Source organism: Rothia sp. LK2588 (assembly GCF_040946465.1).
Classification (GTDB): domain Bacteria; phylum Actinomycetota; class Actinomycetes; order Actinomycetales; family Micrococcaceae; genus Rothia.
Genome location: NZ_JAYWLS010000005.1, coordinates 26,990 through 42,929 on the forward strand (window position 1 = coordinate 26,990; position 15,940 = coordinate 42,929).

Consider the following 15,940-nt stretch of genomic DNA (forward strand, 5'->3'; position numbering starts at 1 on the left):
GAGAGCGTCTCTCTCGTTGAAAAAGCGTATGTGACCTGGGGGGAAAACCCCCTCTTAAAAATACGCACTAAAAATGCAAATTTTCAACCGCGAGAGACGAACTCACGACTACATTTCTTTTAGTCGTTTTACTTAGGCTCTGAGGCGGGCAAATTCTCCGCCGCCCACGCCTTCAACCGACGGGTGGCTTCTTCTTCACCCACGGCCCCTTCATCAAGCCGCATATCCAGCAGGAACTTATATGCTTTACCAACCATAGGGCCAGGTGAGATACCCAAAATCTGCATGATCTGCTGGCCGTCTAGGTCAGGACGCATCGCGTCCAGCTCCTCCTGTTCGGCCAGTTCTTTGATGCGCCGCTCCAGGTCGTCATAGGCCTTCGCGATGCGGGTGGCCTTGCGCTTATTACGGGTGGTCACGTCTGCCCGCGTGAGTCGATGCAGGCGTTCGAGCAGATCACCGGCGTCCCGCACGTAGCGGCGCACCGCCGAATCCGTCCACCCGGCGTCCCCATATCCGTAGAAACGCATATGTAGCTCCACGAGTCGTGCCACGGCCTTGATCGTGTCGTTGTCGAAGCGCAACGCGCGCATGCGCTTCTTGGTCAGCTTGGCGCCCACGACATCGTGATGCAGAAAGCTCACCGACCCGTTGGGTTCGAACTTGCGGGTAGCGGGCTTGCCGATATCGTGCATGAGCGCGGCGAACCGCAAAACGAAGTCGGGGCTGGGAACCTCGCCGTCGGGCCCGGTCTCCTGCGCGGCCGCCTGTTCCATTACCCTCAGGGAATGTTGATAAACGTCCTTGTGGTGGTGGTGCTCGTCGACCTCCAACTTCAACGCGGGGATCTCGGGCAGGACGTACGCGGCCAACCCCGAATCGACCAGCAGGTTAATGCCGCGCACGGGAGCCGGGGCGTTGATGAGCTTGACCAGCTCGTCGCGCACCCGCTCGGCAGAGATGATCTCGATGCGCCCTGCCATATCTTTCATCGCCGCGAAGACGTCCTCGGCCACGTCAATATCTAGCCGAGCCGCAAACCGGGCAGCGCGCATCATGCGCAGCGGATCGTCGGAGAAGGAATCCTCTGCCTTGCCGGGTGTCTGAATCACGCCGGCATTCAGGTCACGTATGCCGCCGAAGGGATCAACCAGCTCCATCGACGGCAGGCGCAAGGCCATCGAGTTAATGGTGAAGTCACGGCGGAACAGGTCGTCTTCGAGGCTCGTGCCGAAAGCGACGGTGGGCTTTCGTGAATCGGGATCATAGGCCTCGGCACGGTAGGTAGTGACCTCCAGCATCTCGTTGCCCTTACGTATGCCGATCGTGCCATATTCTTTGCCGATCTCCCACGTGGTGTCTGCCCAGTGTTGGACTACCGCCAGCGTCTCGTCGGGGGTGGCATTGGTGGTGAAGTCGAGGTCGGTGGCCCGCTGACCTAAGAAGAGGTCACGCACGGGCCCGCCGACCAGCGCCAATTCGTAACCGGCTGAGTGAAAGAGTTCGCCGAGAGACAGGGCAACAGGGTTGATAGCAGAAGAATCTAAGAGGTTCGCCATAGTGCTCTCTATCGTGCCAGATAATTCGCCACCACACCTGCAGAGTGGGAGCACATTCATACATCTTCCACGCTATCGGTTAAGGTAGGGGTATGACCTTTCCAATTCCCCGGGCACCCAAGAAGCGGGCATTTACGCCCGTTTCAATGTTGTCCACGGTTGAGGAAGTCTCTGCCGGCGGGGTGATCGTCGACTTCGATCAGCCCCAGCTCCCCGTGGCCATCATCGCCCGCATCAACCGCGGCGGACGCCTCGAATGGTGCCTACCCAAGGGTCACCCCGAAGGTGCCGAGACCAACGTCCAGGCGGCGACCCGCGAAATTGAAGAAGAAACCGGTATCGCCGGGGACGTGCTGGCCTCGCTCGGGAGCATCGACTATTGGTTCACCGTGGCCGGCCACCGGGTGCACAAAACCGTGCACCACTTTTTGCTCTCCGCCACCGGGGGATATCTCACCACCGAGAAAGACCCGGATCACGAGGCCGTAGACGTAGCATGGGTAAATATCGACGACCTCGGTCGCAAACTCTCTTTCCCCAACGAACGCCGCATCGCTGAGATCGCGCGCGAGTACATTATCCACCAGCTCTCCTAACGCCTCGTCGAGGCACCGGTAGAGCCAGTCGCAAAGGGTACACACGTGGCACGTACGGGTGCAGTTTCTAGCGCAATTATGGCCTCGGGAACCCTGGTTTCCCGTATCCTCGGCTTCGTTAAAACCATCCTCATCACGGTCGCCATCGGTAGCGGCACGGCGATGGGTACCATCTTCGAAACCGCCAACACCCTGCCCAACCTGATCTACGTGCTGGTGGCCGGGGGTATCTTCAACGCGGTGCTGGTGCCGCAGATTATCAAGGCCGCCAAGCACGAAGACGGCGGTTCCGACTTCGTGTCTCGATTGGTCACGCTGGCGACCACCGGCATCGTGGCCGTCACCGCCGTGGTGGTGGCCTGTTCCTGGCCGATCATCTCGCTCATGGGCCGCGGGTGGACCCCCGAACAGCGAGCGCTGGGCCTCATCTTCGCCCTGTGGTGCCTGCCGCAGATCTTCTTCTACGGTTTCTATACGATCATCGGTCAGGTGCTCAACGCCCGCGGCGCGTTCGGGTGGTTTATGTGGGCGCCGGTGATCAACAACGTGGTGGCTATCGCCGCGCTGATTCTCTTCATCGTGATGTTCGGTCGTCAGACGAACTCCACTCCCCCGTTGCACGACGTGTCGAATTGGACCACCGCGCAGACGCTGGTGTTGGCCGGTTCGGCCACGTTGGGTGTGGCGATCCAGGCCCTGGTGTTGTTGGTTCCGCTACGTTCGACCGGGTTGAAGCTGCGACCGAAGTTCGGTTGGCGCGGTATCGGCTTGGGTGACTCGGCGAAGTTGGCGGGTTGGACGCTGGCCACCGGCATCGTCTCGAACCTGGCATTCTTTTACCTCACCCAGACTGCCTCGAACATCATCTCCACCGACGGCACGGTGGTGCCGGGTATTCAGTCGCTGAACTACTCCTCGATGCTGTACTCGTTGCCGCACGGCGTGATTGGCCTGTCGATCGCCACCTATCTCTTCAACCGGATGTCGGCGGCGTCCCAGGATGAGGACGACGAGAACGTGGTGGCCGCGCTGTCGTCGGGCCTGCGCGTCTCGTCGTTGGCGACGATCTTCTTGGCGGTGGCGCTGATCGTCTTCGCCGGCCCGGTGGGCATGCTGTTCGGTAACGGCAACACCGCTTCGGCGGCGCAGATCGGTCAGACCGTTGCGGTGATGGCTCTCGGTGGCCCGTTCTTGACGATCTCGTTCATGATGATGCGCGTGTTGTACGCGCAGGAGGACGCCCGCACGCCCTTCTTCATTCAGCTCATCTCGGCGGTGTTCATCGTGGTGTTGGGCTTCATATCTTCGCATCTCGACCCGCATTACATCGTCTTCGGTCTCGCTGCCACCTACGCTTTGCAGAACGTGATCGCGGTGGTGCTGTGCCATCGGGTGCTCCACCGTCGTTTCGGTTCGTACGATGGGCGCAATATTGTCTCCACGCACGCGCGGGTGGCGCTGGCATCTTTCTGTGCGGGCCTGGTGGGCTCGCTGGTGTTGTGGATGCTGGGCGGGTACGCCTTGACCGGTTTCGCCTGGGGTTCGATGCTCAACGCGATGATCACGATCGTGGTGGGTGGCCTGGTAATGTCTTTCGCCTACTACATCTTCTTGCAGGTTTTCCGCGTGAGCGAGCTCGATACTTTGTTGGTTCCGTTACGCCGCAAGATTCCGTTTCTCTAAGGTGGTTGCGCGCAACACACGTTTGCTCAAGTAAACTTCCCCTTAGACTCTCAACGATTTCAGACTCTAGCCTCGGAGGGTACGTTGTCCCAGAACCCATCTCATGCAATCCCGCTTCACACCCTGCTCGGTGAGCGTTACAAGGTGACGGCGTCTGCGTTGGAGACCGCTGAGGGCGACGCCGTGTTGGAGGGCAAGGATCAGGTTCTCAACCGCAAGGTCTCGATTGTGGTGGCGACCCCCGAGCATAATGACCGCCTGATGACGAATGCCCGCACTTTGGCGCGCAACTCGCGGTCCACGGTTCAGATTCTGGACCTCGGCAACACGAACGGCCGCACGTACCTGATTACCTCGTACTCCCGTTCAGAGACGCTGGTGGAGAATCTGCTGGCTGACTCGCAGGTGTTGGCGGCGTCTTCGGAGACCCAGGAGGCCCTGGGGCAGGAGATTTTCGGCGACGAGGCACATACCGGCCAGAATTCCCACGTCTCGCGTTCGACTCGTTCGGACCGTTCGGATCGTTCGTCCATTTCGGCGACCCGCGACGTTGAACCGGAGGCTTCGGTGGCCGCCGGTTCGACCACTACTGCTCCCGCTGCGATGGGCGCGGCAGCTGGTGCCGCAGGCGTGGGCGCCGGTGCGGCTGCAGCGGCCGGTGCCGCGGCCCACGACGAGGATCCGACCGAGACCCTCGCCGCGGGCCAAGATGAAAACGAGGATTACGAGTACACCGACTACGACGAATACCCCGAAGAGCCGGATTTCGACGACGAGGACGACCGCAGCCGCGGCGGCGTGCTGGTGGTGGCCATCGCCGCGATCCTGTTGCTGGTGATGGGTGTCGCCGCAGTGTTTGCGAACCTCAACGGCATGGTCGATCAGGACGCCTCGAACGAGGCCGCGGACGTCAGCGACGCCTACTCGACGACCCCCTCCCCGACCGCGGCGTCCTCATCGGCGTCGGCCTCGCCGAGCCCCACCCCCACCCAGAAGCCGGACGCCGAGATCACCACGGCCTCCCGCGTGGTGCCCTCCAACCCGAATCTGATGGCGGATCAGGATCAGACCCTGGGCCAGCTGACCGACGGTAACCCGGGCACCCAGTGGATGAGCTACGGTTTCGGCTCCGCTAACTTCGGCGGCCTGGTCAGCGACTTCTCGCTGGCATTCGAGCTGAAGGATAAGACCACGGTTTCGCAGCTGACCATGGATCAGGTCGGCGGCTCGGGTGGCGCGTTCACCGTGTACACCAACGATTCCGCCTCTCTGGACGGCGCGACTGAGGTGGGCTCCGGCTCGTTCAGTGACCCGCAGGTGCAGACCTCTTTGGACACCAAGAAGCAGGGTGAAGGCGCCAAGTACGTCATTGTGAAGTTCACCGAGGCCCCGCAGCAGTCGCAGCCGATCGCCGGCATGCCGTACGGCCTGCGCATTGCCGAGGTCAAGGCCTCTAACTAACCTGTGAACCGCTCCGCGGGCAGGGGTTCCGTCGGTGAGAGCCGCGCGGAATATTTCTAAGCGCGAGGCGGTTGAACTCATCGATACACGACCTACCTTCTGATGAAAGGAAGCCCATGACGACCAATGGATTTGGTGGCGTTTTCGCAAACGGTTCCGGGGTCAACCTGAACCTGGGCGCCGCTGCCCAGCAGGACGACGCCCCCGAGCAGAACGCACCGGCTGAGGGCGAACAGACCGTGCACGACGTGATCATCGTCGGTTCCGGCCCGGCCGGTTACACCGCGGCGATCTACACCGCGCGCGCCTCGCTCAAGCCGGTCTTGTTCGCGTCGTCGGTCTCCCCCGGTGGCGACCTGATGACCACCACCGAGGTGGAGAACTTCCCCGGCTTCGTCGAGGGTATTCAGGGCCCCGAACTGATGACCACCATCGGTGCGCAGGCCGAGCGATTTGGCGCCGATATCCGCTACGAGGATGTCGAGTCTGTAGAGCTCGAGGGTGATACCAAGAAGGTCATCCTCACGGACGGCTCGGTTCATCTGGCCAAGACCGTGATCCTCTCGACCGGTTCCGAGTACCGCAAGCTGGGCGTGGAGGGCGAGCAGCGACTCTCTGGCCACGGTGTCTCCTGGTGTGCTACCTGCGATGGCTTCTTCTTCAAAGAGAAGGCTTTGGCCGTGGTCGGCGGCGGCGACTCCGCCCTCGAAGAGTCTCTGTACCTGACGAACCATGCCTCGAAGGTTTATCTGATCCACCGCCGCGACTCTCTGCGCGGTTCGGAGATCATGCAGCAGCGCGTGTTCGAGCACCCGAAGATCGAGGTCATCTGGAACTCGCAGGTGAAGACCATCAACGGCGACGCCAAGGTCACCTCGGTGACGCTCACCGACACCGTCTCCGGCGGGGAATCCGAATTGGACGTCGAGGGTGTGTTCGTCGCGATCGGTTCCGACCCGCGCACCGACCTGGTCAAGGACAAGCTGGAGCTGACCGAAGCCGGCACCATCGCGGTTGAGGGCCGTTCTTCGCGCACCTCGATCCCCGGCGTCTTCGCCGCCGGCGACGTCATCGACTCGACCTACCGCCAGGCGATCACCGCCGCCGGTTCCGGCTGTGTGGCCGCTCTGGACGCCCAGCACTACCTCGAGACTCTCTAAAGATTTAGCCTTTTGAAAGGAAAATAGACATGGCAGAGCAAGTAACTGACGCAACTTTCGCCGACGAGGTACTCTCCTCCGACAAGCCCGTGATCGTGGATTTCTGGGCCGAATGGTGCGGCCCCTGCCGCATGGTGGGCCCCGTGATCGATGAGATCGGCGAGGAGTACTCCGACAAGGTGAAGGTGCTGAAGCTGGACGTGGAAAACAACCCCGCGACCGCAATGAAGTACGGCATCACCTCCATCCCCGCTATCTACGTTTTCAAGGACGGCGAGGTCGACAAGCAGACCGTGGGCGCCAAGCCCAAGGCCGCCCTGCTCAAGGAGTTCGCTCCCTACCTCGAGGGCTAATCACCTGCTGAAGCGCTCTGCCTGGGTGTGATGCCCGGGCGCAGGCCCCCGTTCCGCTCGCGCGGTGCGGGGGCCTCTTCGTGCGCGCCGGTTGTTGGGGAGGACGCCGCGGGAAGGCACCCTCCCCGGTTATCGGTTCTTCCGTGCGGTGCTCTCGTCGCATAGATCGAGCGTGCAGGTGATGCCGATGCGCTCGCAGAAATCTTCGTCGTGAGAGACCACCACCAGCGCCCCGGCATAGGAGTTCAACGCTTCGACCAGCCAGTCGACCCCGGCGATGTCGAGGTTGTTGGTCGGCTCGTCGAGGAGGAGCAACTGGGGCGCTGGGGCGGAGAGCAGGACGCGCGCCAGGGCGACTCTGAGCCGTTCGCCGCCGGAGAGTGTACCCACCGGTTGCAGCACGCCCTCGCGGCGGAACAGGAGCTTGGCCAGTTGATCCCGGAGGCGTTGTTCTGAGGCCTCCGGATTGGCCTGGGCAACGACGTCGAGGAGGGTACTCTCAGACGGTAAAACAATCTGTTGAGGTAGATAACCCAGGTTTTCCAACCGGTACGAACAGGTGTAGGCCGGTTCGACCCCGCCGGTAGGCGCCCCGGCGATTTCGCGCAGTAACGTGGTTTTGCCGCTGCCGTTGGGGCCTGCGACGCGGAGCCGCTCTGGCCCCTGCACGATGACAGATACCGGACGCGCGGCGAGGGGAACTTCGTCCTCACCGGCGGGGTCGGTGGCGGCTACGGTAGCCATGCTGAAGTTGGGCGCGCAAAATTCGTCGGGTGCGGCGTCCGAGTCTCGAAGGGTCAGTTCGAGGGCACGTTTACCGGCCGGCAGCGCCGTCTCGGGGAGCTCTAGGTAAATCGCCTTCTGTTCGCGGATCTCCCGCTCGGCGGCCTCGACGGCACTTCTCGCCCGAGCCTCATCTGCCTCGTGGCGAGCCTTGAGGCGCCCCGCCGAGACCTGAGCGTCCATCGCGCGCAACCCGGCCACCATCTTGGGAACGGTTTTATTTCGCTGCGCCTGCGCACCCCGCTTGGCCCGTAGCGCCAGTTTCTCGTTGGCTTCGATGCGCTCTCTCTTTTGCTTGCGCTCCACCGCCTCTGCCTCAGTCAAACGACGCTGAGCGGTTGTTTGTTCAGCTACGATCGCCTTTTGATATTCCTCGTAATTACCCCCGAAGAAGCGCAGGGTACCAGCATGAAGTTCGGCAATCTCATGCATATGGGACAGCAACCTACGGTCGTGGCTGATGATCAGAGCCGGAACGTTGAGGGTCAATAGGTGGCGCGTCAGGCGCTTTTGCGCGGGGGTATCGAGGTTATTGGTGGGTTCGTCGAGAATAAGGAATTCGGGTGCCCCAAACGTCAGCGCAATGAGCGCAGCTCGCACCGTTTCGCCTCCGGAAAAGGTCGAGAGCCTACGGTGTAAGAGAGCTTCGGGTGCACCCGAGTGCTTCTCGGCGGGGCCGAAACCTTCGTGGGCGAGGTGTGCGACGATCTCATCGGGTAGCATCCATCGGTCGCCGATGGTCTCGTAAAGCTCGTCGGAGTACTCCCCCGCTTCGACCCTCTGTAATGCCTCCAGCACGTCCACTACCTGGAAGAGATCGGCGAGTGTGGCGGTAGCAGTAATGCCGAGATCTTGCGGGAGGTAGCCGACCCGTGGATAGCCCCGCACCTCCCCCGAGGTCGGTTGCAGGCGTCCCGCAAGGATGCGCGCCAGGGTGGATTTCCCTCCACCGTTGTCGCCGACGAGTCCTGTCAACGGAGCTGTCAACGACCCTGAAACATCATCGAGGCAGAGCGTGCCGTCAGGCCAGCGCAGGGTGAGGTGTGAAAATTGCAGACCGCCGCCCGAAGTGAGCGTGGGACGAGAAGGAGTGGTCTCGATATGGGAATGGTATGTGGGCATGAAGGAGCCTCTCAGCGTAGAAATTGAGGACGCTGACGGCCGGTTGCGCATCAGCGTTATGCGGAGAGTGCGCGCTGCTTCACGCCTGATCCCTTCGTCGACGACAAGACGAGATCATCATAAGACCTTTGTGATGCCCCAGTCGAGGGTGAGAAAGAATGTTTCACGTGAAACGTCCGCCCCATGAGGAGTTGCCGATGCACAGCCCGTGCTTCGGGGGCGGTAACGATCTGTAGCGAGATGGGAAAGTATCGTTGAGCTATGAGGTGACTTCTCAAAATAAGTTATTTGCAAAGTCGCCGGAAACCCGCGCTTAAATCGATGCACGAGCAACCGGTCGAGATTAAGGCAGATTATTTAAATAGATCAATTATAAATCAGTTCAAGCTCGATAAATGGGTAACAATCTAAAACCTTATGAATATTAAACCCTCTATCGAGCAACGATTATTTTCTACATATTTCTTCTAAAGAAAATCTCGGGTCTTCATTATTCTTCAATAAACCGGGTGATAATAGCCCCAGACGCCTGCATCGGCGCCATGTCTTAACGTCATGTTTCACGTGAAACATTGTTACGACTCGAGGCTTCAGTTGTTGTTCTGAACCGCCCCCCTCACTCAGAACGAACCTGATGGGGGTTCCCCAATAAGTCCTTTCTGATAGTTCTGCCATCCGATTTGAAAATCTTCTACATCCCCCTCATGTCGACCACGCCTATCTACAACTCATTAATGACCACTGGCCTCCCCACCCGGGGGTCTCACGCACCAGGTCCAGCTCGCCACTGTCATCCATCGAGAGACCCCTTCAGCTACTTTTCCCATCCCTACCCTTCATCCTGTCGTAGACCCTTCACCTCAGGACTCCGCGTGATGTTTCACGTGAAACGTCAAGATCATTCTGGGGATTTTTACCATGTAAACATATCTCTAAAGTTGGTTTTCTATATTCTAGATTCAAAACTTAAGATTGACTCCTGCAGCAAAACAAGGGGCTCATCAACCCTTCCACACGGTCGTTGACTATATTCCTCGACCATGCTGAAATCGCCCCCGTCGGAGGGACTGCGGACCAGTTCAGACCTAGTATCAAGATGATGAACATCGCATGTTTCACGTGAAACATCTCCACACTCCCTCGTTGAAGAAACGTTCTCAGACCCCGAAATCAACCGACGACTCTGCCCCACTACCCACGGTCAACAGTGACCAGAAATTTGGAAAACAACCTGCGATCACGACTTGGAGTACACCTTCATCCGCACCGAATCGCAGCCTCTTTCCTGAACCCACCTCAGAAATATCGGTTCAACAACACCCCTAAAACGCACGCCACAGAGCCCCCTCTCTCCACATATGCGCTCCCCTCAAGATGTGCTCACATCCGTTCTCCTTTTAGTGATGCACAAATATAATTACTCAGCTATTATGCACTCACATATTTTTCACGGTCTGGCAGGGATAATCTATATAAGGGATATATTTATAAATCTCCACCAACATCCATCAAAAAAAAATAATTGAAATATACTTTCAACGCCCCAGTGTTATTTAATGGACCAACACGAAATTCAATTCCCCAATTAATTCACAGAGTCTCTCAACAACGCCTTATCTTCAAGAGTGCTCGCCACCCGGGCTCACTAACGTCCCCGACCCTGCGCCAGCTACCCCTCTCCCCCGCCAGGCATTTCCTGCGACTCAAAGAAGCGCTGTGCTAGGGGTGCGTTGTTACTTTGTTTCAGTTCCCTTGTGAGAACTTCGCGCACAACAACGAGTTCTTGGATCACAGTTCCAGCAGAGCACTCACAACGCTCAGCCTTCAACTCGCGCAGCATCCAGGGTGCACAGCACCCAGCACGCGCAACTCTCTTCATCAGCGGTATCCAGTGAAAACAGCCCACACCACGCAGAGGCCAGGGGCCATCACAAAGTTCTTCACAACTTCTAACTCAAAAATTTCACGCGGTGATTCGACCCGTTTCAACCATTCCTACCGAGTTCCATCTTTCTCATCCGAAGAAATTCTTGACCGTCTGCACATCTTCTCAACAACATCGAGAGAGGCCTCAGAACCGCCAAAATTCAGAAATTTCACGTTTCAGGACGAAAATCGGGCCGCTAGGCGGTCGTCTCCCGCGATTTTAGAGCTGACCATGGATGATTGAGCATTCGAACCCTTCAGAGGTGCTGAGAAGCGCTCACAGCCGTTTTTACCCCGCGGGAAGCCCGCATTTCTGGTCTAATTCATCGTTTTAGTCTAGTTCAGCATCTCCGGCCCTTCGGGGCAGGTTGCCGAGTGCCTCCCCTGAAACCCGTCCCGCGGTGCCCACGTTCTCAAACCTTGAACCCCCAGCTGAACCCCTAACATGTTTCACGTGAAACGGCACGCGACTCCGATCCCCTCAACGCCCCCGCACACCCTCCCACGCAAACGACAAAGGGCCCGCCGAACGTACCTGCTCGACGGGCCCTTGAATGCCGGTTCGCTACTTCTTCATCTTCGGGTCCAAGACGGAAATGATGCGGTTCAGATCCTCCACGGATGCAAACTCGATGGTCATTTTGCCCTTGCGCGCACCCAGCTGAATCTTCACGTCGGTGTCCAACTTATCTGCGAAGGCCTCGGCAATGTAGTCCAAACGTTCGTGATGTTTCTGTGGCTGAGGCGCCTTACGTTCCTTCTTAGGAGTCTGCGAACTAGCGGCTACGAGTTCCTCTACGGAGCGCACCGAGAGTCCCTCGTTGACTGTCTTCTGCGCGATACGCTCCATCTCGGCCTGGCTGCGCAAAGCGAGCAGGGCCCTCGCATGACCGGAAGACAGCACGCCGGCGGCTACGCGACGCTGTACCAGTGCGGGCAGTTTCAGCAGACGCAGGGTGTTTGAGATCTGCGGACGCGACCGTCCAATACGTTGCGCCAGCTGCTCCTGGGTCGTGCCGAATTCATCGAGGAGCTGCTGATATGCGGCGGCCTCTTCAATGGGATTCAGCTGCGATCGATGCAGGTTTTCCAGCAACGCGTCCCGCAACAGGTCAACGTCCTGAGTGTCGCGAACGATGGCCGGGATCTTCGTCAGACCGGCGCGCTGAGTCGCGCGCCAACGGCGTTCGCCCATGACCAGTTCGTACTTCTCAGCACCCTTTTCTCGAGACGGACGCACCACGATGGGTTGCAAGACGCCGATCTCTTTGATCGAGTGCACGAGCTCTTCCATGTCCTGCTCGTCGAACTCGGAGCGCGGCTGCTTGCGGTTCGGGTGGATGTCTTTGACGTTCAGCTCGGCGAACTCTGCGCCCGGCACGGGAACCAGCTGCTCACCATCGTCCTCGTCGGAACCGAAGAAGAAGTCCACGGGACGCCGTGCGGTGGTGGTGTTGCGCAGGGCTACTCCCATGTCGGCCCGCTTCTTGCGAGTCTCCTTGGCGGTGGATGTTTCACGTGAAACATTCTGTTTCTTGGCGTTCGAGGCGGCAGAAGTTGAAGACGATGTTTCACGTGAAACATCGCCGGTTTTGGCCGCATCGCCAGACTTCTTCGTCTTGTCAGCCTGAGTATCAATAGCCTGCTCGTCGACCGGCGAATCACTGACCGATTCAGATGCGTTTTTTCCCTGAGTCGCAGGTTTCTCCACCGCGGTCTTACGTACCGCAGTCTTCTTCTGGTCGGTCTCACCCTGGGTGGATTGAGACTCTTCAGGTTCGCCCTGCGAGGCTTGAGGCTGCGAAGTCTTAGACTGTGCAGTTTTGCCCCGGGCAGTCGAGTTCGCGCTACCCGCGGTCTTCTTCCCCGCCGAGGACGTCCGTGAGCGAGTGGCCGAGGAAGTCGACTTCCCCTCGGTACCGCTCTTCGCCTCTCCCGTTGCCGCCTTATTGCGGCCGGCACCCGAGGTGCCTTCACCAGCGTCCGCTGAGGATTTCTGCGGCTCCTGAGTCTTGGTCTTCGTTTCCGGGGCTTCTTCGGTAGTCTGCGGGATCAAGGCGCCCAGACCGCGCCCTAGTCCGCGTCGCTTTTCAGCCACAATAAACTCCATCTGCTCAGCAAAGTTTTCTCTACGTCAAGTGTAGGTGAGAGCGTCCGATTCTCGATGCGCCCCGCACCCGACCGAGCGATGTTTCACGTGAAACTTTCGCGCCTCTCCCCTGGTTCGCTCCTCACTTAAAAACAAGACGGCCCCTTCTTCGAGGGGCCGTCCATCAATGAAAATACTTTATGAAGTTGTTTATCAGCCTAAGCTCCACGCTGAGAAATCTCGATCGCCGCGTTGAGATAGGCCAGCGAACCGCTCGAAGTCGGGTCGTAGCTGATGACCGTCTGCTGATAGCTGGGGGCCTCAGAGATACGCACCGAACGCGGAATCAAAGTATTCAGCACCTCATTCGGGAAGTGCTCTCGCACCTCATCCGCTACCTGCGAGGCCAGATTGGTGCGACCGTCGTACATGGTCATCAGAATGGTGCTGATGTGCAGATCCGAATTCAGGTGCTTTTGGATCATCTGGATATTCTTAAGCAGCTGGCTCAGACCCTCCAGGGCGTAGTACTCGCACTGAATCGGGATGAGTACCTCACGGGCGGCGCAGAAGGCGTTGATGGTCAGCAGACCCAGGCTCGGCGGGCAGTCGATGAAGACGTAGTCGAGTCGGGGCAGCCCCTCACGCTCTCGATAGGCGGCGTAGTCGGCTAGCGCCGTCTTCAGACGGGTCTCGCGGGCAACCATCGAGACCAGTTCGATTTCCGCCCCGGCGAGGTCGATATTCGCCGGGGCGAGCCACAGGTTAGGAACGTCGGGACATTCCTTGACGATGTCCGCCATCGGCACATCGTCGATGAGCACGTCGTAGGTGCTCTGTATGTCGGTACCGTGTTCCACGTTCAGTGCGGTGGAAGCGTTGCCCTGCGGGTCGTTGTCGACTACCAATACGTTCATACCCTTCACCGCCAGAGCGGCTGCCAGGTTCACCGCGGTGCTCGTCTTTCCAACGCCACCCTTCTGGTTTGAAATGGTGAATATGCGAGTAGACTCCGGGCGATCCAGGGTGATCTTCTCAATGTCCTGGTATTTGCGCTTTTCGCTCATGACTTCCTTCACCAGTGCAGTGTCGAGGTGTGTGGTGCTGACGGTACGTTCGAGTTTTTCACGTGTTTCACGTGAAACATTGCCGCCCCGGTCGGGCTTGATGGACGAATCCTGCGGATCCGGGGGCAATCCGAAATCGGGCACATTCACGGGTAAATCCACGGGTGTCCTCCTGGGCGGACGAGGGTACAAGGTTGCTGTGACTAGGTTACCCGCTGAGTAGTCGCCACTGGAAAGAGCACGCTAGAGGTAACTTCTGATCGTTGTTTTTCTGATTTACACCCGAGAGACAGACCGCGTGAGAGTAAAGACCCTCGGAGTACTCGCTCACCTGCTAGAGACACTTCATTTCAAGACCCACGTGCACCCCAACCAACTTTCGTGGATTTGCACCCTTAAAAACGCTTTTTAAGGGTGCAAATCCACGAAAGGTGGAGCGTGACCCACCGATGCCAGCAGAAAGCCTCAGTGTGGTCGAGTCTTAGCCTCCCCGGGAATCAAGATCCCAAAACGCTATCCAATAAGAGAACTCCACGCTTTCCCCCAAGAGACCTCCACGCCACCCCAGCGCTCTCGCTCCCCTCCCCCACGCACAACAAACGAACCCCCGTGCCGCACTGGCACGGGGGTTCGTTCTCATCACACACACATTAGAGGATTAGGAACCTCTTTGAGGAAGATTCACATCTTTCTCTCACACACATTCAGATTGCTTCAAGGAGTCTGTCTGTAGCTTTTCTCCGCTACGCCCTGCTCTCTTGAACCATCTGATATACATCTAACCGCATTGGCCTTAGGAAATTGTTTAAAGACCCTGACAAAAACCTATGAATACAAAAATTTCCCCGCTCACTAGTATCAATGAGCGGGGAAATTTCTTTGGTCAAGGCCCTGCTACAGCCCCAGCACTCTCGAGAACCGGCGCAGCCACAGGGGCGTTTACAGCGCGATTAGAGACGCACCTGCACCACCGTCGTCGGCTCGGCCAGCAACGACTCTCCGGCGGTGAGAATGTCCACCTCGCGGGCGCCGTACTTGTTGAGCTTCTTACGTGCCTTGGTGATCTCCTCGGCCGCCGAGCGGCCCTTAATCGCTAGCAACTCGCCGCGTCCGCGCAGAATGGGCAGGGTGATATCGAGTAGCCCCACCAGCGCCGAGACAGCACGGGCGGTCACGTAATCGGCGTCTACCTCACCCACGGCCTGCTCGGCACGCGAGCGCAACACCGTCACGTTCTCCAGGCCCAGATCGTCCACGACCTCATTCAGCCAGATCACGCGACGCTCCAGCGGCTCTATGAGCGTCAGAGAGAGGTCGGGGCGGGCGATGGCGAGGCAGAGGCCCGGCAGGCCCGCTCCGGAGCCCACATCGGCCACAGAGGCGCCCTCAGCGATGTATTCCTGCACCACCGCGCAGTTGAGCACGTGCCGGGCCCACAGGCGCGGTACCTCGCGCGGGCCGATGAGGCCGCGCTCGATACCGGAGGTGGCCAGGTGTTCCACGTAGCGTTGCGCCAGCGGCAGGCGAGCGCCGAAGACGGCCTCGGCGGCCTTGCGCTCCTCACCCGTCAGCTCGGGCAGTTTGGTCTGAGTCTCGGCCACGGTTTAGTCCTCCGGCAGGGAGATAACGATGTGGCGGGACGAGCCCTCCCCCTCAGACTCGCTGTGCAACCCGTTCTCGGCCACCAGGTCGTGCACCAGCTTGCGCTCGTAGGCGCCCAGCGGTTCGAGGTGGTAGTCCTCGCCGGTCTCCTTGACCTGGGCGATGGCATCTTCGGCCAGGGCGGCCAGGCGCTTGATGCGGTTCGCACGGTGGTTGGCGATGTCGAGGATCAGGCGGGAGCGGTTGCCGGTCTCCGAGAGCACGGCCAGGCGTACCAGTTCCTGCAGGGCGTCGAGAACCTCGCCGCGGCGTCCTACCAGGGCCTGCAGATCCTCGTTCTCTTCGTCGTCGGTAATGACCGACAGGTAGGTGCGGCCGTTGCGCACCTCGATGTCGATGTCGCCATCGAGGTCGGCGATATCGAGCAATTCCTCGAGGTAGTCGGCGGCGATGTCGCCTTCTTCTTCGAGGGCCGTGAGGTCGTCTTCTACCTCGTAGTTTTCGGTTGTCTCAGACACGGTGGTGGTTTCTCCTGAGGT

Annotated in this window: 11 protein-coding genes; 5 read left to right on the top strand and 6 right to left on the bottom strand. The window is 59.2% G+C overall.

Annotated features, from left to right (window positions below):
* Positions 1-128: 128 nt before the first annotated feature.
* On the bottom strand, positions 129-1,559 hold the full coding sequence (locus tag VVR12_RS10315; protein WP_368551190.1) for a CCA tRNA nucleotidyltransferase: 1,431 nt from the start codon (positions 1,557-1,559) through the stop codon (positions 129-131).
* A gap of 92 nt (positions 1,560-1,651) precedes the next feature.
* On the opposite strand from VVR12_RS10315, the gene VVR12_RS10320 reads away from it, so the two are divergent.
* From VVR12_RS10320 to trxA, 5 genes are all read left to right on the top strand, one after another.
* On the top strand, positions 1,652-2,155 hold the full coding sequence (locus VVR12_RS10320; RefSeq protein ID WP_368551191.1) for an NUDIX hydrolase: 504 nt from the start codon (positions 1,652-1,654) through the stop codon (positions 2,153-2,155).
* 45 nt (positions 2,156-2,200) lie between these two features.
* Entirely contained in the window at positions 2,201-3,838 is a 1,638-nt protein-coding gene (gene murJ / locus VVR12_RS10325; RefSeq protein WP_368551192.1) for a murein biosynthesis integral membrane protein MurJ, read from the top strand.
* Positions 3,839-3,922: 84 nt separating this feature from the next.
* Positions 3,923-5,299 carry a serine/threonine protein kinase gene (locus VVR12_RS10330; RefSeq protein WP_368551194.1) on the top strand — a complete coding sequence of 459 codons (1,377 nt, stop codon included), beginning with the start codon at positions 3,923-3,925 and terminating at the stop codon, positions 5,297-5,299.
* 116 nt (positions 5,300-5,415) lie between these two features.
* A complete protein-coding gene (gene trxB, locus VVR12_RS10335) occupies positions 5,416-6,459 on the top strand; it encodes a thioredoxin-disulfide reductase (RefSeq protein WP_368551195.1) in 1,044 nt (347 codons plus the stop codon).
* Positions 6,460-6,488: 29 nt separating this feature from the next.
* Positions 6,489-6,812: a thioredoxin gene (gene trxA / locus VVR12_RS10340; RefSeq protein WP_409349903.1), complete on the top strand. Its 324-nt coding sequence runs from the start codon at positions 6,489-6,491 to the stop codon at positions 6,810-6,812.
* 129 nt (positions 6,813-6,941) lie between these two features.
* On the opposite strand, the gene VVR12_RS10345 is transcribed toward trxA, so the two are convergent.
* From VVR12_RS10345 to VVR12_RS10365, 5 genes are all read right to left on the bottom strand, one after another.
* The gene (locus VVR12_RS10345; protein WP_368551196.1) at positions 6,942-8,717 is read right to left on the bottom strand and encodes an ABC-F family ATP-binding cassette domain-containing protein; all 1,776 of its coding nucleotides are present in this window, start codon (positions 8,715-8,717) and stop codon (positions 6,942-6,944) included.
* Positions 8,718-11,208: 2,491 nt separating this feature from the next.
* Positions 11,209-12,741, bottom strand: a complete 1,533-nt coding sequence (locus VVR12_RS10350; RefSeq protein WP_368551198.1) for a ParB/RepB/Spo0J family partition protein — start codon at positions 12,739-12,741, stop codon at positions 11,209-11,211.
* 209 nt (positions 12,742-12,950) lie between these two features.
* The gene (locus VVR12_RS10355) at positions 12,951-13,799 is read right to left on the bottom strand and encodes a ParA family protein (RefSeq protein ID WP_368551220.1); all 849 of its coding nucleotides are present in this window, start codon (positions 13,797-13,799) and stop codon (positions 12,951-12,953) included.
* Between the two features lie 950 nt (positions 13,800-14,749).
* A complete protein-coding gene (rsmG, locus tag VVR12_RS10360) occupies positions 14,750-15,379 on the bottom strand; it encodes a 16S rRNA (guanine(527)-N(7))-methyltransferase RsmG (RefSeq protein ID WP_368551222.1) in 630 nt (209 codons plus the stop codon).
* A 24-nt stretch (positions 15,380-15,403) separates the two neighbouring features.
* Positions 15,404-15,919: a protein jag gene (locus tag VVR12_RS10365; protein ID WP_368551200.1), complete on the bottom strand. Its 516-nt coding sequence runs from the start codon at positions 15,917-15,919 to the stop codon at positions 15,404-15,406.
* Positions 15,920-15,940: the final 21 nt, after the last annotated feature.